Here is a 19,749-nt window from a genome sequence, read left to right on the forward strand (position 1 = left end):
AATGGCTATCAAGGTTCTGTTGGTGGAAGACGATCGCGCCCTGCGTGAAGCATTGGCGGACACGCTGCTGTTGGCGGGTCATGACTACCGGGCGGTCGGTTCTGCCGAGGACGCCTTGGACGCGGTGGAGCAGGAAACCTTCAGCCTGGTGGTCAGTGACGTGAACATGCCGGGCATGGACGGCCACCAGTTACTGGCCTTGCTGCGCGCGCGCCAACCGCAACTGCCGGTATTGCTGATGACCGCCCACGGTGCGGTGGAGCGTGCGGTGGACGCCATGCGCCAAGGCGCGGCGGATTACCTGGTCAAGCCGTTCGAACCCAAGGCGCTGATCGAACTGGTGGCGCGGCACGCCCTGGGCGTGATCCCTGCCAGCGAAGGCGAAGGCCCGATTGCCTTCGAACCGGCCAGTGCGCAACTGCTTGAACTGGCGGCCCGTGTGGCGCGCAGTGATTCCACGGTGCTGATCTCCGGCGAGTCCGGCACCGGTAAAGAGGTGCTGGCGCGTTATATCCACCAACAATCCACTCGCGCCAACCAACCGTTCATCGCCATCAATTGCGCGGCGATCCCCGACAACATGCTTGAAGCAACCTTGTTCGGTCATGAAAAAGGCTCGTTCACTGGTGCCATCGCGGCCCAGGCCGGCAAGTTCGAACAGGCCGATGGCGGCACCATTCTGCTGGATGAAATCTCGGAAATGCCTCTGGGCCTGCAAGCCAAGCTGCTGCGGGTGCTGCAAGAGCGCGAAGTGGAGCGCGTCGGTGCGCGTAAACCGATCCAGTTGGATATCCGTGTGGTCGCCACCACCAACCGCGACCTCGCTGGCGAAGTGGCGGCGGGGCGCTTCCGCGAAGACCTGTTCTACCGGCTATCAGTATTCCCCCTGGCCTGGCGCCCGCTGCGTGAGCGTCCGGCGGACATCATTCCGCTGGCCGAGCGGTTGCTGAACAACCACGTCAAAAAAATGAAGCACGCCCAGGCGCGGCTCTCGGCCGAGGCGCAAGCGTGTCTCATCAGCTATCCCTGGCCGGGCAACGTGCGCGAGTTGGATAACGCCATCCAGCGCGCGCTGATTCTGCAACAGGGTGGCTTGATCCAGCCCCAGGATTTCTGCCTGGCCATGGGCAGTGGTGCGGCCCCATTGCCTACCTTGGCGCCCACGCCGGTGGTTGCAGAGGCTGAGTCTGCCGGTGCCCTGGGTGACGACCTGCGTCGCCGCGAATTCCAGATGATCATCGACACCCTGCGCGCCGAGCGCGGCCGTCGCAAAGAGGCCGCCGAGCGTCTGGGCATCAGCCCGCGCACCCTGCGCTACAAGCTGGCGCAGATGCGCGACGCCGGGATGGACGTCGAGGCGTATCTGTTCGCCACATAACCGGTAACAACGTCGATAAGGTTTGTCGCCTTTTCTTACGAGTTGATACAGAGCTGGCACCCTTGTTGCTACCTCCCCTAGTAATCGCTGCGTAGTGTCAAAAATTTGCGGGTTGGAGAGAGAAGTTCATGAGCCAGGGTATTGAGTTCAATCGGTTGATGTTGGATATGCGCTCCATGCAAATGGATGCCATGGCTCAACCGAAATCCGTCGCGCCAGCGCCGGAATTGGGCCAAAGCAGCTTCGCCGACATGCTCGGCCAGGCCATCAACAAAGTCAGTGACACCCAGCAAGCTTCCAGCCAGTTGGCCACCGCGTTCGAGATCGGCAAAAGCGGCGTGGACCTCACCGATGTGATGGTCGCCTCGCAAAAGGCCAGCGTCTCCTTTCAGGCTCTGACCCAAGTGCGTAACAAGTTGGTTCAGGCCTATCAAGACATCATGCAGATGCCGGTTTAAGGGCGAGATTTAAGTCATGGCAGAAGCAGTCTCCGACAACGTACCCGCCAAGGCAGACGGCAAGCCGCCGCTGTTTGGCCTGTCGTTCCTGGAAAACCTCTCGGAAATGACCATGTTGCGTCAGGTGGGCCTGATGGTCGGCCTGGCTGCCAGCGTGGCGATTGGTTTCGCCGTGGTGTTGTGGTCGCAACAACCCGATTACCGTCCGCTTTACGGCAGCCTGGCGGGCATGGATTCCAAGCAGATCATGGAAACCCTCGCCGCCGCCGACATCGCCTACACCGTAGAGCCCAACTCCGGCGCGCTGTTGGTTAAGGCCGATGACGTGGCCCGTGCGCGCATGAAGCTTGCCGCTGCCGGCGTAACGCCGTCCGACAGCAATATCGGTTTTGAAATCCTCGACAAGGACCAGGGCCTCGGGACCAGCCAGTTCATGGAAGCCACGCGCTACCGTCGTGGCCTGGAAGGCGAGTTGGCCCGCACCATCTCCAGCTTGAACAACGTCAAGGGCGCCCGTGTGCACTTGGCCATTCCGAAAAGCTCGGTGTTTGTGCGCGACGAGCGCAAGCCAAGTGCTTCGGTACTGGTGGAACTGTTTTCCGGCCGTTCGCTGGAGCCTGGCCAGGTTCTGGCGATTATCAACCTGGTGGCCACCAGCGTTCCCGAACTGAGCAAGTCGCAAATCACCGTTGTCGACCAGAAGGGCAACCTGCTGTCCGACATGGCGGAAAACTCCGCGCTGACCCAGGCCGGCAAGCAATTCGACTACAGCCGCCGTATGGAAAGCATGCTCACCCAGCGTGTGCACAACATCCTGCAACCGGTGCTGGGCAACGACCGCTACAAGGCTGAGGTGTCCGCCGACGTGGACTTCAGTGCCGTCGAGTCGACCTCCGAGCAGTTCAACCCGGACCAGCCAGCGCTGCGCAGCGAACAGTCCACCAGCGAACAACGCACCGCCAGCAATGGTCCGCAAGGTGTGCCGGGTGCCCTGAGCAACCAGCCGCCAGCCCCGGCTTCGGCCCCGCAAACCACCGGTGGCGCTGCTGCCACCGCTGGCGCGATCCAGCCCGGCCAGCCATTGTTGGACGCCAACGGCCAGCAGATTATGGACCCGGCCACCGGCCAACCGATGCTCGCCCCGTACCCGGCGGACAAGCGTAACCAGTCCACCAAGAACTTCGAACTCGATCGCTCCATCAGCCACACCAAGCAGCAGCAGGGTCGCGTCAATCGCCTGTCGGTGTCGGTGGTGGTCGACGACCAGGTCAAGGTCAATGCGGCGGATGGCGCCGTTACCCGTGCGCCGTGGAGCGCCGACGAATTGGCGCGCTTCACTCGCCTCGTGCAGGACGCCGTCGGCTTTGACGCCAGTCGTGGTGACAGCGTCAGCGTGATCAACATGCCGTTCTCCGCCGAGCGCGGTGAAGTCATCGCCGAAGCGGCGTTCTACACCCAGCCGTGGTTCTGGGACATCGTCAAGCAAGTGCTGGGTGTGTTGTTCATCCTGGTGCTGGTGTTCGGTGTGCTGCGTCCGGTGCTCAACAACATCACCGGCAACGGCAAGAACAAACAGCTGGCGGCGTTTGGCGGCAGTGACGTCGAGTTGGGTGGCATGGGCGGCCTGGACGGCGAACTGGCCAACGACCGCGTCAGCCTCGGCGGCCCGCAAAGCATCCTGTTGCCAAGCCCGAGCGAAGGTTACGACGCTCAGTTGAACGCAATCAAAAGTCTGGTAGCAGAAGACCCGGGCCGTGTGGCCCAGGTCGTGAAAGAGTGGATTAACGCAGATGAGTGATCGAGCCGCTGTTGCCAAGCTCACCAAGGTCGACAAAGCCGCAGTCCTGCTGCTGTCGCTCGGTGAAACCGATGCCGCCCAAGTGCTGCGCCACATGGGGCCCAAAGAGGTCCAGCGTGTGGGCGTGGCCATGGCGCAGATGCGCAATGTGCACCGTGAGCAAGTCGAGCAGGTGATGAGCGAGTTCGTCGAGATCGTCGGCGACCAGACCAGCCTGGGCGTCGGCTCCGACAGCTACATCCGCAAGATGCTCACCTCGGCCCTGGGCGAAGACAAGGCCAACGGCCTGATCGACCGCATCCTGTTGGGCGGCAACACCAGCGGTCTGGACAGCCTCAAGTGGATGGAACCGCGCGCCGTCGCCGACGTGATCCGCTTTGAACACCCGCAGATCCAGGCCATCGTGGTGGCGTACCTCGATCCGGACCAAGCCGGTGAAGTGCTCGGCCATTTCGACCATAAAGTGCGCCTGGACATCATCCTGCGCGTCTCGTCGCTGAACACCGTGCAGCCGGCGGCCCTGAAAGAATTGAACACCATCCTGGAGAAGCAGTTCTCCGGCAACTCGAATGCCTCGCGGACCACCTTGGGTGGTATCAAGCGCGCGGCAGACATCATGAACTTCCTCGACAGCTCGGTCGAAGGCCAGTTGATGGACTCGATCCGCGAGATTGACGACACCCTGTCCGGCCAGATCGAAGACCTCATGTTCGTGTTCAACAACCTCTCCGATGTCGACGATCGTGGCATCCAGGCGTTGCTGCGCGAAGTGTCCTCCGACGTGCTGGTGCTTGCCCTCAAAGGCTCGGACGAAGGCGTCAAAGAGAAGATCTTCAAGAACATGTCCAAGCGTGCTTCCGAACTGTTGCGCGACGACCTGGAAGCCAAAGGCCCGGTGCGCGTCAGCGACGTAGAAACCGCGCAGAAAGAAATCCTCACCATTGCCCGCCGTATGGCCGAAGCCGGAGAAATCGTTCTCGGTGGGAAGGGCGGCGAAGAAATGATCTAAGGCGCCCCTGATGTCGAACAAAGATGAGGCGCCCAGCGATCTGATTCGCGCACGGGATGTCGGTGGGTTCGACATCTGGTCGTTGCCCAGCTTCGACCCGCATGTGCCCGAGCCTGAGCCGGAACCCGTTGAAGAAACGCCGGTGGAAATGGAAGAAGTGCCGCTGGAAGAAGTCCAGCCACTGACCCTGGAAGAGTTGGAAAGCATCCGCCAGGAGGCTTACAACGAAGGCTTCGCTGCGGGTGAAAAAGACGGTTTTCGCAGCACCACTCTCAAGGTGCGCCAAGAGGCCGAAGCGGCGCTGAGCGTCAAGCTGGCCAGCCTGGAACGTTTGATGGGTGTGCTGTTCGACCCTATCGCCGAGCAGGATGCGCAGATTGAAAAATCCATGGTCGGCCTGGTGGAGCATATTGCACGCCAGGTGATCCAGCGCGAACTGGTACTCGACTCCAGCCATATCGAAAGCGTGATGCGCGAAGCACTCAAGCTGCTGCCCCTGGGTGTCGGCAATGTGCGGCTGTACATCAACCCGCAGGATTTCGAACAGGTCAAAGCCCTGCGCGAGCGCCATGAAGAAACCTGGCGCATCGTCGAAGACGCAGCGCTTCAGCCCGGTGGTTGCCGGGTCGAGACCGAACACAGCCGCATTGATGCGACGGTGGAAACCCGCATCAGCCAGATCATGGCCAAGCTGCTGGATCAAGTCCACGAGCAGGTGTTGAACCCCGCCGAACCTGACCTCAGCGTCGACCTGGACGCCGCCGATGCGCCTTGATCGCACCAGCTTCGTCAAGCGCCTGAGCGGCTACGTCGAGGCCACTGAATTGCCCGGCCAGCCGATCCTTGAAGGGCGTCTGTTGCGCATGGTCGGCCTGACCCTCGAAGCCGAGGGCCTGCGCGCCGCCATGGGCAGCCGCTGCATGGTGATCAACGACGACAGCTACCACCCGGTGCAGGTCGAAGCGGAAGTGATGGGCTTTTCCGGCAACAAGATCTTCCTGATGCCCGTCGGCAGCCTGGCGGGCATCGCCCCCGGCGCCCGCGTGGTGCCGTTGGCCGATACCGGCCGCCTGCCCATGGGCATGAGCATGCTCGGCCGGGTGCTGGACGGCGCCGGTCGTGCGTTGGACGGCAAGGGCGGCATGAAAGCCGAAGACTGGGTGCCGATGGACGGCCCCACCATCAACCCGCTCAACCGCAACCCCATCAGCGTACCGCTGGATGTGGGCATCCGCAGCATCAACGGTTTATTGACGGTCGGCCGCGGCCAGCGTCTGGGCCTGTTCGCCGGTACCGGTGTGGGTAAGTCGGTGTTGCTCGGCATGATGACGCGCTTTACCGAGGCCGACATCATCGTGGTGGGGCTGATCGGCGAGCGGGGCAGGGAAGTTAAGGAATTCATCGAGCACAGCCTCGGTGAAGAAGGCCTCAAGCGCTCCGTCGTCGTCGCCTCCCCAGCGGATGATGCGCCGTTGATGCGTTTGCGCGCGGCCATGTACTGCACGCGCATCGCCGAATATTTTCGCGACAAGGGCAAGAACGTCCTGTTGCTGATGGACTCGCTCACCCGTTTTGCCCAGGCCCAGCGGGAAATCGCCCTGGCCATCGGCGAACCGCCGGCGACCAAGGGCTACCCGCCGTCGGTGTTCGCCAAGCTGCCGAAACTGGTGGAGCGCGCCGGTAATGCCGAGGCCGGTGGCGGCTCGATCACTGCGTTCTACACGGTGTTGTCCGAAGGCGATGACCAGCAGGACCCTATCGCCGACTCGGCGCGGGGCGTGCTCGACGGCCACATTGTGCTGTCGCGCCGTTTGGCCGAAGAAGGGCACTACCCGGCTATCGATATCGAAGCGTCCATCAGCCGGGTCATGCCGGCGGTGGTCACGCCGGAGCATATGGTCCGCGCGCAACAGTTCAAGCAGTTGTGGTCGCGCTATCAACAGAGCCGCGACCTGATCAGCGTTGGCGCCTACGTGGCCGGTGGCGATCGCGACACCGACCTGGCGATCGCCCTGCAACCGCAGTTGGTGACTTACCTGCGCCAAGGCCTCAACGACAAGATCAGCATGGGTGAAAGCGAAGCGCATCTGCATTCCATCTTCGCCCCTGCGCCAGGCGGCTAAGCCATGGCCAACAGCCGCGCCGCGCGCCTGGCCCCCGTGGTGGACATGGCCGAAAAGGCCGAAAAAACCGCCGTACAGCGCCTGGGTTATTTCCAGGGCCAAGTGCGCTTGGCGGAAAGCAAGTTGGGTGACCTGGAACGCTTTCGCGGCGAGTACCAACAGCAATGGATCGAGCGCGGCACCAAGGGCGTTTCGGGTCAGTGGCTGATGGGCTACCAGGGCTTTCTCAACCAGTTGGAAACCGCCGTGGGCCAACAGCGCCAGAGCCTGGCCTGGCACCAGAACAACCTCGATAAGGCCCGCGAAAGTTGGCAAGAGGCGTTTGCCCGGGTCGAAGGTTTGCGCAAGCTGGTGCAGCGCTATATCGATGAAGCGCGGGCGCTGGAAGACAAGCGTGAGCAGAAGTTGCTCGATGAGCTGTCACAACGTCTTCCCCGCCAATCACAATTCTGAATGTGCGAGGGGGCTTGCCCCCGGTAGCGATAGATCGGTCACTGAATTTGTTGACTGACCCACGGCTATCGGGACCAGGCCCTCTTCCGCATTTGACCTGCGGTGTTGCCCGGATCTCATTCGCCTGCTACACCTTGTGTCTATGCCCATGACAAGGAAGCAGTCGCATGTCAATCGAGTCAGAAGTATCCCTGGACGGGAAGAAGTTGACGATCGCTATCAAGGGACGGTTTGATTTCGGCAGTCATCAGACGTTTCGTGACGCCTACGAGCGTTACTACAAAGTGCCTGAGCTGTATGTGGTGGATCTGAAAGAAACCACGTACATGGACAGCTCGGCCTTGGGCATGCTCCTGCTGTTGAGGGACCATGCTGGCGGCGAAAAGGCGCAGGTTGAGGTGGTCAACACCAACTCCGATGTGCGCAAGATCCTCGCCATCTCCAACTTCGACAAGCTGTTCGACATCAAGTGAGCGCCCAGGCCCCCGCGGTTGAGCCGCTGACGATCCTGATCGCCGATGATAACGCTGCCGATCTTCTGTTGCTGTCGACCATTGTGCGGCGCCAGGGGCATCAGGTGCTCACCGCTACCAACGGCGAGGAAGCCGTCGAAGTCTTCGCCCGCGAACGGCCGCAGCTGGTGCTGATGGATGCCTTGATGCCAGTGATGGATGGCTACGGCGCTGCGCGGTGGATCAAGCAACTGGCGGGGGAAGAATTGGTCCCCATCATTTTCCTCACCTCCCTGCGCGAAAGCGCTGCCCTGGCCGAGTGCCTGGATGCCGGCGGTGATGACTTCCTGCCCAAACCCTATAACCAACTGATCCTGGCGGCCAAGATCAACGCCATGGACCGCCTGCGCCGCCTGCAAGCCACGGTGTTGCAGCAACGCGACATGATTGCCAAGCACCACGACTACCTGCTGCATGAGCAGCGCGTGGCCAAGGCAGTGTTCGATAAGGTCGCCCACTCCGGCTGCATCAATGCCGCACCGAACATCCGCTACCTGCAATCGCCCTATGCACTGTTCAATGGCGACCTGCTGCTGGCGGCCTACACGCCGTCAGGCGACATGCATGTGCTGCTCGGCGATTTCACCGGCCATGGCTTGCCGGCGGCGGTGGGCGCTATGCCCCTGGCGGAAGTGTTCTACGGCATGACCGCCAAGGGCTATGGCCTGACGCAGATCCTTCGGGAGATGAATGCCAAGCTCAAGCGCATCCTGCCGGTGGACATGTTCTGCTGCGCCACCCTGTTGTGCCTGAGCACCGAGCGGCGCGTGGTGGAGGTGTGGAACGGGGGCATGCCCGACGGTTATGTGCATGACATCGCCAGCGGCAAGCGCACCCCGATGCAGTCGCGGCATTTGCCGTTGGGGGTGTTGTCGGCGCAAGCCTTTGATGACCGCACCGAGGTCTGGCCCATGGCGTTGGGCGACCGTGTGTTCCTGCTGTCCGACGGCGTGTTGGATACCGCAGATGCCAACGATCAACTGTTCGGCGCCGAGCGTTTACAGCAGGTCTTTGCGGCCAATCGCGAGCCCAATCGTCTGTTTGAAGACATCGAACAGGCCCTGGCGGCGTTTCGCGGTGAAGCGCGTGACGACGTGAGCATGGTGGAAATCACCCTGCAGCACGGCCAATCCCTGCGCGCCACCGGGCCGTTGTATGCCGACAGCGGCCAATCCTGCCCGCTGGATTGGTCGGTGAGCTTTGAGTTTCGCGCCGAGACCCTCAAGCGCTACAACCCTTTGCCCTATCTGCTGCAACTGCTGCTTGAGATCCACGGCCTGCGCGAGCAGAGCGGTGCGCTCTACAGCGTGATGGCTGAGCTGTATTCCAACGCCCTGGAACATGGTGTGCTGGGGCTGGACTCGCGGCTCAAGCGCAATGCCCAGGGGTTTGCCGAATATTACCGCCAGCGCAATGACCGCCTGGCGAAGTTGAACAGCGGTTACGTGCGGGTGCATGTGCAGGTGGTGCCCACCCACATGGGCGGCAAAATGACGTTGCGCCTGGAAGACAGCGGGCCGGGTTTCGACGTGGAACAGATGCTGGCACGGCCGCTGGACGTCGATCGTCTGTCGGGTCGGGGCCTTAGCCTGGTGCGCCAGTTGAGCAGCGACGTACGCTGGTCTGACGGTGGGCGCAGTGTCTGCGTGGAGTTTTGCTGGGGGGCTCTGGCATAATCCGCCGATTCTTGATCAAGGAGCGAGCAAGTGGCAGAGATTCATATGGACCCGCAGGTGTTGTCGGGTTTGCAGGAGGTTATGGAGGGCGAGTATCCCAAGCTGCTTGATACCTTTCTTGATGACTCCCAGAAACGCATCGAGGCCCTGCACCAGGCGCGGGATGATGCCAAGGCGTTGGGACGGATTGCGCATAGTTTCAAGGGGAGCAGTGGGAACCTTGGGGCGCTGCGGTTGGCGCAGTTGTGTCAGTCGCTTGAGGCCAGGTCTTCTGAGCCGGCTTCGGACTTGGGGGAGTTGGTGGATCAGATTGATCGGGAGTTTGCGTTGGTGCGGCCGTTGTATGAGCACGAAAGGCAACGGTTTCAACTTTGATGGGTGACCTGTCCGTTACCGAATAACGGATAGGCCCACCCAAAAAACCGCAATCCAACAAACCTGGCCCAACTCTTGCTCTACCTCCAGGTACTGCATCCCCGACCCCCATGCAGTGGAGACCTTTACCTATGCCAGTCGCCCCCAATTCGCTTCTTCAGGCTGCCCCCGCGGCCAAGCCTCAAGCGCCCGCTGCCAACCCCCAGGTAGCGGCTGCGGACCCACGGGACAAGGGCCCTGGCTTCGCTCAAGTGTTCGCCAGCCAAGGCTCGAAACCGTCGGTCAAAACCGACGACAACGCGGCCAAACCCACACGCGACAAGCCTGTCGACGCCAGCGCCAAGCCGGCTGCCGGTACCGACAAGCCTGCCGCCAGTACACCGGCGGTTGCCGATAGCGGCAAGACCTTGCCTGCCAAGCCGTCCGACGACAGCGCCAATAAGGATGACGACGCACCCGCCGATCCAGCACTCGCGCAGCAGCCCCCGACTGATCCCGTCGTCGACCCGGCCATGATTGCCGCTGTCACGCCTGTGGTCTTGCCGGTGGTCGTGCCGGTGGAAACCCCGGAACCCGCCGCTGCCGCCCAGGACGACAAGGCCCTGCCGTTGGTCGCTGTGCCCATCGCGGCGACCGAGGAGGTCAAGCCGGCCTTCGATCCTGAGGCCGATCCCCTGGATGCCATGCCGGCCGTGCGCCTGGCGATGGAGCAGGGCGGGCATGTGTCGGCCAGCAGTCAGGCGCCGGCCAAAACCGCACCGACGACTACCCAGGACCAGCCAACCGCCGCGCAGAACTTTGCCGCTGGCCTGGCCACAATGGTCGACCAGCAAGCCACCAAAGACAGCACTGACCAAGGCGGTGACAAGGCCTTCAGCGGCTTGATCGAAGACGGCCTCAAAGACCTTAAAAACGCCACCAGCGACACCCGTGTCGATGATTTCGCCAATCGTTTGGCGGCATTGACCCAGGCGGCCACGCCGAAAACGGCCAACGCGTTGCCGCCGGTGACGAATGCGCCACTGGCCATGCACCAGAGCGGTTGGACCGACGAGATCGTCAATCGGGTGATGTACCTGTCCAGCGCCAACCTCAAGTCGGCGGAGATCCAGTTGCAACCGGCTGAACTCGGCCGTCTGGATATCAAGGTCAACATGACCGCCGACCAGCAAGCCCAGGTCAACTTCATGAGCGCCCACCCGGTGGTGCGTGAAGCGCTGGAAAGCCAGTCGGGTCGCCTGCGGGAAATGTTTGCGCAACAGGGTATGGGGCAGGTGGACGTCAACGTGTCCGACCAATCCCGTGGCCAGGAGCAGCAACAGCAGCAGGCCCAGACCAGTGGCGTGAGTCGCAGCGGGCGAGGGGCTGACAGCGGCGACAGTGGCAACCACATTGATGTGGCTGAAGCCGTGGTGCCAGTGAGCTCTACAGTGATCGGCTCCAGCGCCGTCGATTACTACGCCTGACTTGAGCCGCGTACAGATCCAAATTGTGGGAGGGGACTTGCCCTCCGGTGAGGGTGTATCAGTCAACCGATGTATGAACTGACACACCCTCATCGGGGCAAGCTCCCTCCCACATTTGTTTTGTGGTGTTCGTTCGTCTCTGCCTGCCAGACAACTCTGGCATAACACTTGCTCTTGCCTATCCGTAGATCTATGAATTCCCGAATAGTGACGGATTATTGGCATGGCGAAGAGCGACGACGCAGCAAAAGCACCCGCACCGGCAGGCAAAGGCAAGCTCAAGCTTATCCTGATGATAGTCGTGGGCCTGCTCCTGGCCATCGGGGCCTCGGTGGGCGGCACTTGGTACATCATGCATAGCAGTGCAAGCAAACCGGCACCTGCCGCCGAAACCGCCAGTAACGTCAAGCCACCGGCAATCTTCGAGCCGATGCTTCCGGCCTTTGTCGCCAACTTCAATCAGAACGGTCGCCAACGCTACCTGCAAGTGAGCATCACCTTGCTGGCACGGAATGCGGCGGACCTGGATGCCCTCAAAGTGCATATGCCGGTGATCCGCAACAACCTGGTGATGCTGTTCTCCGGGCAGAGCTTCGACACCTTGGCCACCCCGGTGGGCCAGGAAATGCTGCGCCAGAAGGTCACTGCCAGCGTGCAGGAAGTGGCCCAGAAGGAGCTCGGCAAAGTCGTGGTCGAGCAGGCGCTCTTCACTAACTTCGTATTGCAGTAGGATCACGACATGGCCGTGCAAGACCTGCTGTCCCAGGATGAAATCGACGCGCTGTTGCATGGCGTCGACGACGGTCTGGTACAGACCGAAATGGCTGCCGAGCCCGGCAGCGTCAAAAGTTATGACCTGACCAGCCAGGATCGCATCGTCCGTGGACGCATGCCGACGCTGGAGATGATCAACGAACGCTTCGCTCGCTACACCCGGATCAGTATGTTCAACATGCTGCGCCGCTCGGCGGACGTGGCGGTGGGCGGCGTGCAGGTGATGAAGTTCGGTGAGTACGTGCATTCGCTGTACGTTCCCACCAGCCTTAACCTCGTCAAGATCAAGCCGTTGCGCGGCACTGCGCTGTTCATCCTCGACGCCAAACTGGTGTTCAAGCTGGTGGACAACTTCTTCGGCGGTGATGGCCGTCACGCCAAGATCGAAGGCCGTGAATTCACCCCCACCGAATTGCGCGTCGTGCGCATGGTGCTGGAGCAGGCCTTCATCGATTTGAAGGAAGCCTGGCAGGCGATCATGGAAGTCAATTTCGAGTACATCAACTCGGAAGTGAACCCGGCCATGGCCAACATCGTCGGCCCGAGCGAAGCGATTGTGGTGTCCACTTTCCACATCGAACTCGATGGCGGCGGCGGCGACCTGCACGTGACTATGCCGTACTCGATGATCGAGCCGGTGCGCGAGATGCTTGATGCCGGTTTCCAGTCCGACCTGGACGACCAGGACGAGCGTTGGGTCAAGGCCTTGCGCGAAGACTTGCTGGACGTCGACGTGCCGCTGAGCGCCACCGTAGCCCGTCGCCAATTGCGCCTGCGGGATATTTTGCACATGCAGCCGGGAGACATCATCCCGGTCGAATTGCCGGAAGAAATGATCATGCGCGCCAACGGCGTGCCGTCGTTCAAGGTCAAGCTGGGTTCCCATAAGGGCAACCTGGCGCTGCAAGTGGTTGAGCCGATCAACCGTCGCTGATGCATCCCCTATTTATGAATGTTTGCTCCGCCGAGGACATGTAATGGCTACCGAACACGAAAACACTTCCGCCGAAGACCAGGCTCTGGCTGACGAATGGGCTGCGGCCCTGGAAGAAACCGGCGATGTTGGCCAAGACGATATCGACGCCCTGCTGGCCGCCGATGCCGCCACTGCCCCCGCAGGTAACCGCCTGCAGATGGAAGAGTTTGGCAGCGTGCCGAAGAACAACGACCCGGTGACCCTCGATGGGCCGAACCTGGACGTGATCCTCGACATCCCGGTGTCGATTTCCATGGAAGTGGGCAGCACCGACATCAACATCCGCAACCTGCTGCAACTCAACCAGGGCTCGGTGATCGAGCTGGATCGCCTGGCGGGTGAGCCCTTGGACGTGTTGGTCAACGGCACCCTGATTGCCCACGGTGAAGTGGTGGTGGTCAACGAAAAGTTCGGCATCCGCCTGACGGACGTGATCAGCCCAAGCGAACGCATCAAGAAGTTGCGCTGATATGAAGCGGCTGATGGTGGGACTGTTGGTCGCGCTGCCATTGGGCGCTTGGGCCGCAGAGCCGGTGGCCCAGGCGGCCGCCGCGGCGGCGCCGGTCGGCAGCGGCCTCGGTGGCCAGTTGACCCAACTGGTGCTGGGGCTGTTGCTGGTGGTTGGCCTGATCTTCGTGTTGGCCTGGCTGTTGCGCCGCGTACAGCAGGTGGGTCCGGGTAACGCGCAGGTGATCGAGATGATCGGCTCCCGCGCCCTCGGCCCGCGTGATCGGCTGGTGCTGGTGCAAGTGGGTGAAGAGCAGATCCTGCTGGGCCTCACTCCTGGCCGCATCACCCCGTTGCATGTGCTCAAGACCCCAGTGAACGTGGATCAGTCCAAGCCCGCCACGCCCGAATTCGCTCAGCGCCTGATGGAACTGCTGGGCAAGGATCAGAAGGATAAGAAGTAATGCGCGTGTTATTGACGCTCATGCTGTGGCTGGCGGCGCCGTTGGCGTTTGCCGCCGACCCGTTGTCGATCCCGGCGATTACGCTGGGTACCAACGCGGCCGGGGCCCAGGAGTATTCGGTCAGCCTGCAGATCCTGCTGATCATGACCGCGCTGAGCTTTATCCCGGCGTTTGTGATGCTGATGACCAGCTTCACGCGGATCATCATCGTGTTCTCGATCCTGCGTCAGGCCCTGGGCCTGCAGCAGACGCCGTCGAACCAGATCCTCACCGGCATGGCGTTGTTTCTGACCATGTTCATCATGGCGCCGGTTTTCGACAAAGTGAACCAGCAAGCCCTGCAGCCCTATCTGGCGGAAACCATCACCGCCCAGGTGGCGATTGACCGGGCACAGGTTCCTATCAAGGATTTCATGCTGTCGCAGACCCGCTCCAGTGACCTTGAGCTGTTCATGCGCCTGTCCAAGCGTACCGACATCGCGACCCCGGACCAGGCGCCGCTGACCATTCTCGTACCGGCCTTTGTGACTTCCGAGTTGAAGACCGCGTTCCAGATCGGCTTCATGATCTTTATCCCGTTCCTGATCATCGACCTGGTGGTGGCGAGCGTGCTGATGGCCATGGGTATGATGATGCTGTCACCACTGATCATCTCGTTGCCGTTCAAGATCATGCTGTTTGTGCTGGTAGACGGTTGGGCGCTGATTATCGGCACCCTGGCCGGCAGTTTCGGCGGGGTATAGCGCAATGACGCCAGAAGTAGCCGTCGACCTGTTCCGAGAAGCGCTGTGGCTGACCACCATGATGGTTGCCGTGCTGGTGGTGCCGAGCCTATTGGTGGGCCTGCTGGTGGCGATGTTCCAGGCTGCCACCCAGATCAACGAACAGACCTTGAGCTTCCTGCCGCGCCTGCTGGTGATGCTGATCACCCTGATCGTCGCCGGCCCGTGGCTGGTGCAAACCTTTATGGAATACATCCTGCAGCTGTACGGCAGTATTCCTCAGTTGATCGGCTGATCGGGTGAATTCCCTGCTGGCATTGACCGACACCCAGATCAGCACGTGGGTGGCGTCGTTCATCCTGCCGTTGTTCCGCGTGACGGCCATGTTGATGGCCATGCCGGTGTTCGGCACGACCCTGGTGCCACGCCGGGTGCGCCTGTATTTGGCGGTGGCGATCACGGTGGTGCTGGTGCCGGGCTTGCCGCCCATGCCGTCGGTGAATGCCCTGGACCTGAGTGCCCTTATGCTGATCGCCGAACAAGTCCTGATCGGTGCCATGTTGGGGTTTTCCCTGCAACTGTTCTTCCAGGCGTTTGTGATTGCCGGGCAAATCATCTCGATCCAGATGGGCATGGGCTTCGCCTCCATGGTCGACCCCACTAACGGTGTGTCGGCGGCGGTGATCGGGCAATTCCTGACGATGCTGGTGACCTTGCTGTTCCTGGCGATGAACGGGCATCTGGTGGCGTTCGAGGTGCTGACCGAAAGCTTCACCACCTTGCCGGTGGGGTCGGGGTTGGTGGTCAATCACTTCTGGGAAACGGTCGGGCGCCTCGGTTGGGTGCTGGGGGCTTCGCTGTTGCTGGTACTGCCGGCGATTACCGCATTGTTGGTGGTCAACATCGCGTTTGGCGTGATGACCCGTGCGGCACCGCAGTTGAACATCTTTTCGATTGGTTTCCCGTTGACCCTGGTGTTGGGCATGGGGATTTTCTGGATCGGCCTGGCCGACATTCTCAATCAGTATCAACCGCTGGCGACCGACGCCTTGCAGTTCTTACGTGATCTGGCACGGGCGCGCTGAGCCATGGCCGAGAGCGAGAGTGGTCAGGACAAAACAGAAGACCCCACGGAGAAACGTAAAAAGGACTCCAGGGAAAAGGGCGAGATTGCGCGCTCCAAAGAGCTCAATACCGTTGCGACCATGATGGCCGGTGCCGGCGCCTTGCTGATCTACGGCGGTGGTTTGGCGCTCGACTTGCTGGAGCTGATGAAGCACAACTTCACCTTGCCTCGTGAGGTGTTGCTTAACCCTGATGCGATGGGGCAATACCTGTTGCACTCGGGCAAGATCGCGATCCTGGCGGTGCAGCCCATCCTGATTACCTTGTTGCTGGCCGCGCTGATCGGCCCGGTAGCCCTCGGCGGCTGGCTGTTCGCCGCGAGCAGCATGGCGCCCAAGTTCAGTCGCATGAACCCCGGAGCCGGGCTCAAGCGCATGTTCTCCGCCAAGGCCCTGGTGGAGCTGCTCAAGGCCCTGGCCAAGTTCATCCTGATTCTGTTTGTGGCGCTGATGGTGTTGTCGTCCGACATCGACGACCTGCTGCTTATCGCCCACGAACCGCTGGAGTCGGCGATCATCCACAGCGTGCAAGTGGTCGGCTGGAGCGCGCTATGGATGGCCGCCGGGCTGATCATCATTGCGGCAGTGGATGCGCCGATCCAGCTGTGGGAAAGCCACAAAAAACTGCTGATGACCAAGCAGGAAGTGCGCGACGAACACAAGGATCAGGAAGGGCGGCCCGAGGTCAAGCAACGCATCCGCCAGCTGCAGCGGGAAATGTCCCAGCGCAAGATGATGGCGTCGGTGCCCGACGCCGACGTGGTCATCACCAACCCGACCCACTACGCCGTGGCCCTCAAGTACGACCCGGAGAAGGGCGGCGCACCGATGCTGCTGGCCAAGGGTAGCGACTTTACTGCGCTGAAAATCCGCGAAATCGCCGTGGCCCACGACATTCTGTTGCTCGAATCGCCGGAACTGGCGCGGTCGATCTTCTACTCCACCGATCTCGATCAGGAAATCCCCGCCGGGCTTTACCTGGCCGTGGCTCAGGTGTTGGCGTATGTCTATCAGATCCGCCAATACCGCGCGGGCAAGGGCAAGCGTCCGGACCCGCTCAAGGATCTGCCGATCCCACCGGAATTGCGCCGCGACTCCTGATTATCAACTGCCCCGAACTCTCCCTCCCGGCTCCATCCTTCCCCCTACCACTCGTCGTTGTCGGTCGTCTACCTGTCAACTTTGACAGTAGCTGCCGTCCCTTTATCGCGGTTCCATAACACTGGGTTTTCCACGCACATTGCTGTGCGTGAGGCAGAGGGTGTTGCAATGGAAGTGGTTAAAGGGACGGTCGAGGAATACGACCGCAAAACAGGGGAGGGAATGATTGCTATGGATGGCGGCGACGAACACGTGTTGGTGGATCTCACGAGTTCTGCAGGGATTTGGCTCAGAGAGGGCCTAAGGGTGCAATTTACGAGGATCCACCGCCCTGAGGGCGTATTCGCGTCCCATATCAAGATTATCCAGTGAGTCTCGTGTGGTGTGCTGAGCGAGGTCAGGAGAGCGGCAATGTCGACAGGTACGGTGAAGTGGTTTAACGGGGAAAAAGGCTATGGCTTTATCAGTCAGGATGGTGGGGGAGATCTCTTCGTCCACTATTCGGCGATCAAGGGCGAGGGCTATAAAACCCTTGAGGAGGGGCAGAAAGTGGAGTTCAAAGTAGAAACAGGTCAAAAGGGTGATCAGGCTACCGAAGTGCAAATCGTCAGTTGAATTGCCCGGCCTGATAGTGCTCCAGCGTGCTTGGGAGCAATCCGCGTTTTTTAAAGCAAAAGTTGGAAGGCTTCTTGCAATACCGCCTCCAGGACGCCTTCCGGCGTCAAAAGTTTGCTTCAAGGAAACGAGGAATACCGGTGGTGGATCGCTCTCAAATGCTCGGCACGGCCCGTACGACCCTGACTGACCTCTCGCGGGGCAATCTGGGTGTGCCGTTGTTGTTGCTGGTGATGCTGGCAATGATGATGTTGCCGATGCCGCCGTTCCTGCTGGACGTGTTCTTCACCTTCAACATTGCGTTGTCGGTCGTGGTCCTGTTGGTGTGTGTTTACGCCCTGCGGCCGCTGGACTTTGCGGTATTCCCGACGATCCTGCTGGTGGCGACCCTGCTGCGGCTGGCGCTCAACGTGGCGTCCACCCGCGTGGTCATGCTCCACGGCCAGGACGGCCACGCGGCCGCCGGTAAGGTGATCCAGGCCTTCGGTGAGGTGGTGATCGGCGGTAACTACGTGGTCGGTATCGTGGTGTTCGCGATCCTGATGATCATTAACTTCGTGGTGGTCACCAAGGGCGCCGGGCGGATTTCCGAGGTGAGCGCACGCTTTACCCTCGACGCCATGCCCGGCAAACAAATGGCCATCGACGCCGACCTCAACGCCGGTCTGATCGACCAGAATCAAGCCAAGACCCGCCGCCTGGAAGTGGCCCAGGAAGCCGAGTTCTACGGCTCCATGGACGGTGCCAGCAAATTCGTGCGCGGTGACGCCATCGCTGGCCTGTTGATTCTGTTCATCAACCTGATCGGCGGCATGGCCGTCGGTATCTTTCAGCACGGCATGACCTTCGGCGATGCGGGCAAGGTGTACGCCTTGCTGACCATCGGTGACGGTTTAGTGGCGCAATTGCCATCACTGTTGTTATCTACAGCTGCAGCCATCATGGTGACCCGTGCGTCGGGCTCCGAAGACATGGGCAAGCAGATCAGCCGGCAGATGTTTGCATCGCCCAAGGCGTTGGCCGTGGCGGCGGGCATCATGGCGATCATGGGCATTGTCCCGGGCATGCCCCATGTGTCGTTCCTGAGCATGGCGGCCATGGCGGGCGGTGGTGCCTACCTGTTCTGGAAGAAGCAAAACGCGGTCAAGGTCCAAGCCCTGCAAGAAGTTGCGCGTCAACAAGAACTGCTGCCATCGCCAGCCCGCGCCCAGGAAACCAAGGAGTTGGGCTGGGACGACGTGACCCCCATCGACATGATCGGCCTGGAAGTTGGCTATCGCCTTATCCCGCTGGTGGACCGCAACCAAGGCGGCCAATTGCTCGCGCGGATCAAGGGTGTGCGCAAGAAGCTCTCGCAGGACCTGGGCTTCCTGATGCCCACCGTGCACATCCGCGACAACCTCGATCTGGCTCCGAGCGCCTACCGCCTGACCCTGATGGGGGTGATCCTGGCTGAAGCCGAGATCTATCCGGATCGCGAGTTGGCGATCAACCCAGGCCAGGTGTTCGGCAGCCTCAACGGCATTACCGCCAAAGATCCGGCTTTCGGCCTGGAGGCGGTGTGGATCGAAATCAGCCAGCGCAGCCAGGCGCAGTCACTGGGCTATACCGTGGTGGACGCCAGCACGGTGGTCGCGACCCACCTCAACCAGATTCTGTACAAGCACTCCCACGAGCTCATCGGCCACGAAGAAGTCCAGCAATTGATGGGCTTACTGGGCAAAGCCTCGCCAAAACTGGCGGAAGAGCTGGTGCCCGGCGTGCTGTCGCTGTCGCAATTGCTCAAGGTGCTGCAAGCGCTGCTGGCCGAACAGGTACCGGTACGCGACATTCGCAGCATTGCCGAGGCCATCGCCAACAACGCCGCCAAGAGTCAAGATACCGCCGCGCTGGTGGCTGCGGTGCGTGTCGGATTGTCCCGTGCAATCGTGCAAAGCATTGTAGGGCTTGACTCTGAGCTGCCTGTGATCACCTTGGAACCAAGGTTGGAACAAATATTGCTCAATAGTATTCAGAAGGCAGGACAAGGCCAGGAAGAGGGCGTTCTGCTGGAGCCAAGCATGGCTGAAAAGCTGCAGCGTTCGTTGATCGACGCCGCACAGCGTCAGGAAATGCAGGGCCAACCGGTGATTCTGCTGGTGGCAGGTCCGGTCCGCGCGATGTTGTCGCGGTTTGGACGCTTGGCAGTACCGAATTTGCACGTTTTGGCTTATCAGGAAATTCCTGACAACAAGCAAGTGACTATCGTCGCGACAGTAGGGCCCAACGGCTGAGGGTA

21 protein-coding genes are annotated in these 19,749 nt (G+C 61.1%); all 21 read left to right on the forward strand.

The genetic code is table 11. From position 1 onward, the window contains the following. The first annotated feature begins 1 nt into the window (after position 1). The 21 genes from BW43_RS11265 to flhA all read left to right on the forward strand — a co-directional run bounded on the left by BW43_RS11265 (position 2) and on the right by flhA (position 19,744). Positions 2-1,378, forward strand: coding sequence for a sigma-54 dependent transcriptional regulator (locus tag BW43_RS11265; protein WP_032887874.1), 1,377 nt, complete (start codon positions 2-4; stop codon positions 1,376-1,378). Positions 1,379-1,506: 128 nt separating this feature from the next. Beyond that, on the forward strand, positions 1,507-1,836 hold the full coding sequence (gene fliE / locus BW43_RS11260) for a flagellar hook-basal body complex protein FliE (RefSeq protein WP_017134937.1): 330 nt from the start codon (positions 1,507-1,509) through the stop codon (positions 1,834-1,836). Positions 1,837-1,852: 16 nt separating this feature from the next. Continuing rightward, positions 1,853-3,634 (forward strand): flagellar basal-body MS-ring/collar protein FliF, encoded by a 1,782-nt coding sequence (fliF, locus tag BW43_RS11255; protein ID WP_032887876.1) that lies wholly within the window; start codon positions 1,853-1,855, stop codon positions 3,632-3,634. Next, positions 3,627-4,643, forward strand: a complete 1,017-nt coding sequence (fliG, locus tag BW43_RS11250) for a flagellar motor switch protein FliG (RefSeq protein WP_032887877.1) — start codon at positions 3,627-3,629, stop codon at positions 4,641-4,643. Before fliF ends, fliG begins: the two co-directional genes overlap by 8 nt. 10 nt (positions 4,644-4,653) lie before the next feature. Next, the gene (gene fliH, locus BW43_RS11245) at positions 4,654-5,418 is read left to right on the forward strand and encodes a flagellar assembly protein FliH (protein ID WP_032887879.1); all 765 of its coding nucleotides are present in this window, start codon (positions 4,654-4,656) and stop codon (positions 5,416-5,418) included. Continuing rightward, on the forward strand, positions 5,408-6,766 hold the full coding sequence (gene fliI, locus BW43_RS11240; RefSeq protein WP_032887880.1) for a flagellar protein export ATPase FliI: 1,359 nt from the start codon (positions 5,408-5,410) through the stop codon (positions 6,764-6,766). Before fliH ends, fliI begins: the two co-directional genes overlap by 11 nt. A 3-nt stretch (positions 6,767-6,769) precedes the next feature. Then, entirely contained in the window at positions 6,770-7,219 is a 450-nt protein-coding gene (gene fliJ, locus BW43_RS11235) for a flagellar export protein FliJ (RefSeq protein WP_032887882.1), read from the forward strand. A gap of 167 nt (positions 7,220-7,386) precedes the next feature. After that, the gene (locus BW43_RS11230; RefSeq protein ID WP_032887883.1) at positions 7,387-7,692 is read left to right on the forward strand and encodes an STAS domain-containing protein; all 306 of its coding nucleotides are present in this window, start codon (positions 7,387-7,389) and stop codon (positions 7,690-7,692) included. After that, complete coding sequence (locus BW43_RS11225) at positions 7,689-9,407, forward strand: fused response regulator/phosphatase (protein WP_032887885.1); 1,719 nt, start codon at positions 7,689-7,691, stop codon at positions 9,405-9,407. The genes BW43_RS11230 and BW43_RS11225 overlap by 4 nt, the downstream gene beginning before the upstream one ends. 30 nt (positions 9,408-9,437) lie before the next feature. Next, complete coding sequence (locus BW43_RS11220) at positions 9,438-9,782, forward strand: Hpt domain-containing protein (RefSeq protein ID WP_032887887.1); 345 nt, start codon at positions 9,438-9,440, stop codon at positions 9,780-9,782. A gap of 131 nt (positions 9,783-9,913) precedes the next feature. After that, positions 9,914-11,248, forward strand: a complete 1,335-nt coding sequence (locus tag BW43_RS11215) for a flagellar hook-length control protein FliK (RefSeq protein WP_032887889.1) — start codon at positions 9,914-9,916, stop codon at positions 11,246-11,248. A gap of 223 nt (positions 11,249-11,471) precedes the next feature. After that, positions 11,472-11,978 (forward strand): flagellar basal body-associated protein FliL, encoded by a 507-nt coding sequence (fliL, locus tag BW43_RS11210; RefSeq protein ID WP_032887891.1) that lies wholly within the window; start codon positions 11,472-11,474, stop codon positions 11,976-11,978. Between the two features lie 9 nt (positions 11,979-11,987). Next, complete coding sequence (gene fliM / locus BW43_RS11205; protein WP_010208755.1) at positions 11,988-12,956, forward strand: flagellar motor switch protein FliM; 969 nt, start codon at positions 11,988-11,990, stop codon at positions 12,954-12,956. Between the two features lie 43 nt (positions 12,957-12,999). After that, on the forward strand, positions 13,000-13,467 hold the full coding sequence (gene fliN, locus BW43_RS11200; protein ID WP_032887893.1) for a flagellar motor switch protein FliN: 468 nt from the start codon (positions 13,000-13,002) through the stop codon (positions 13,465-13,467). Between the two features lies 1 nt (position 13,468). Beyond that, positions 13,469-13,909, forward strand: a complete 441-nt coding sequence (gene fliO, locus BW43_RS11195) for a flagellar biosynthetic protein FliO (protein ID WP_032887895.1) — start codon at positions 13,469-13,471, stop codon at positions 13,907-13,909. After that, the gene (fliP, locus tag BW43_RS11190; protein WP_032887897.1) at positions 13,909-14,652 is read left to right on the forward strand and encodes a flagellar type III secretion system pore protein FliP; all 744 of its coding nucleotides are present in this window, start codon (positions 13,909-13,911) and stop codon (positions 14,650-14,652) included. The genes fliO and fliP overlap by 1 nt, the downstream gene beginning before the upstream one ends. Before the next feature lie 4 nt (positions 14,653-14,656). Next, positions 14,657-14,926, forward strand: coding sequence for a flagellar biosynthesis protein FliQ (gene fliQ, locus BW43_RS11185; protein ID WP_003214552.1), 270 nt, complete (start codon positions 14,657-14,659; stop codon positions 14,924-14,926). A 4-nt stretch (positions 14,927-14,930) separates the two neighbouring features. Further along, entirely contained in the window at positions 14,931-15,716 is a 786-nt protein-coding gene (gene fliR, locus BW43_RS11180) for a flagellar biosynthetic protein FliR (RefSeq protein ID WP_032887898.1), read from the forward strand. Between the two features lie 3 nt (positions 15,717-15,719). Then, positions 15,720-16,856: a flagellar biosynthesis protein FlhB gene (flhB, locus tag BW43_RS11175; protein ID WP_032887899.1), complete on the forward strand. Its 1,137-nt coding sequence runs from the start codon at positions 15,720-15,722 to the stop codon at positions 16,854-16,856. A 411-nt stretch (positions 16,857-17,267) separates the two neighbouring features. After that, a complete protein-coding gene (locus BW43_RS11165) occupies positions 17,268-17,471 on the forward strand; it encodes a cold-shock protein (protein ID WP_032887903.1) in 204 nt (67 codons plus the stop codon). A 158-nt stretch (positions 17,472-17,629) separates the two neighbouring features. Continuing rightward, positions 17,630-19,744, forward strand: coding sequence for a flagellar biosynthesis protein FlhA (gene flhA / locus BW43_RS11160; RefSeq protein WP_185160066.1), 2,115 nt, complete (start codon positions 17,630-17,632; stop codon positions 19,742-19,744). Positions 19,745-19,749 lie beyond the last annotated feature (5 nt).

It is taken from the genome of Pseudomonas sp. RIT357 (assembly GCF_000632245.1).
Lineage (GTDB): Bacteria > Pseudomonadota > Gammaproteobacteria > Pseudomonadales > Pseudomonadaceae > Aquipseudomonas > Aquipseudomonas sivasensis.

Bases quoted from the DNA above. Each gene is read 5' to 3' on its own strand.
- fliQ (WP_003214552.1), top strand. From the start codon at position 14,657: ATGACGCCAGAAGTAGCCGTCGACCTGTTCCGAGAAGCGCTGTGGCTG.
- flhB (WP_032887899.1), top strand. From the start codon at position 15,720: ATGGCCGAGAGCGAGAGTGGTCAGGACAAAACAGAAGACCCCACGGAG.
- fliF (WP_032887876.1), top strand. From the start codon at position 1,853: ATGGCAGAAGCAGTCTCCGACAACGTACCCGCCAAGGCAGACGGCAAG.
- fliG (WP_032887877.1), top strand. From the start codon at position 3,627: ATGAGTGATCGAGCCGCTGTTGCCAAGCTCACCAAGGTCGACAAAGCC.
- flhA (WP_185160066.1), top strand. From the start codon at position 17,630: ATGCTCGGCACGGCCCGTACGACCCTGACTGACCTCTCGCGGGGCAAT.
- fliO (WP_032887895.1), top strand. From the start codon at position 13,469: ATGAAGCGGCTGATGGTGGGACTGTTGGTCGCGCTGCCATTGGGCGCT.
- fliI (WP_032887880.1), top strand. From the start codon at position 5,408: ATGCGCCTTGATCGCACCAGCTTCGTCAAGCGCCTGAGCGGCTACGTC.
- BW43_RS11165 (WP_032887903.1), top strand. From the start codon at position 17,268: ATGTCGACAGGTACGGTGAAGTGGTTTAACGGGGAAAAAGGCTATGGC.
- fliP (WP_032887897.1), top strand. From the start codon at position 13,909: ATGCGCGTGTTATTGACGCTCATGCTGTGGCTGGCGGCGCCGTTGGCG.
- fliJ (WP_032887882.1), top strand. From the start codon at position 6,770: ATGGCCAACAGCCGCGCCGCGCGCCTGGCCCCCGTGGTGGACATGGCC.
- fliE (WP_017134937.1), top strand. From the start codon at position 1,507: ATGAGCCAGGGTATTGAGTTCAATCGGTTGATGTTGGATATGCGCTCC.
- BW43_RS11265 (WP_032887874.1), top strand. From the start codon at position 2: ATGGCTATCAAGGTTCTGTTGGTGGAAGACGATCGCGCCCTGCGTGAA.
- BW43_RS11215 (WP_032887889.1), top strand. From the start codon at position 9,914: ATGCCAGTCGCCCCCAATTCGCTTCTTCAGGCTGCCCCCGCGGCCAAG.
- fliM (WP_010208755.1), top strand. From the start codon at position 11,988: ATGGCCGTGCAAGACCTGCTGTCCCAGGATGAAATCGACGCGCTGTTG.
- BW43_RS11230 (WP_032887883.1), top strand. From the start codon at position 7,387: ATGTCAATCGAGTCAGAAGTATCCCTGGACGGGAAGAAGTTGACGATC.
- fliL (WP_032887891.1), top strand. From the start codon at position 11,472: ATGGCGAAGAGCGACGACGCAGCAAAAGCACCCGCACCGGCAGGCAAA.
- fliN (WP_032887893.1), top strand. From the start codon at position 13,000: ATGGCTACCGAACACGAAAACACTTCCGCCGAAGACCAGGCTCTGGCT.
- fliH (WP_032887879.1), top strand. From the start codon at position 4,654: ATGTCGAACAAAGATGAGGCGCCCAGCGATCTGATTCGCGCACGGGAT.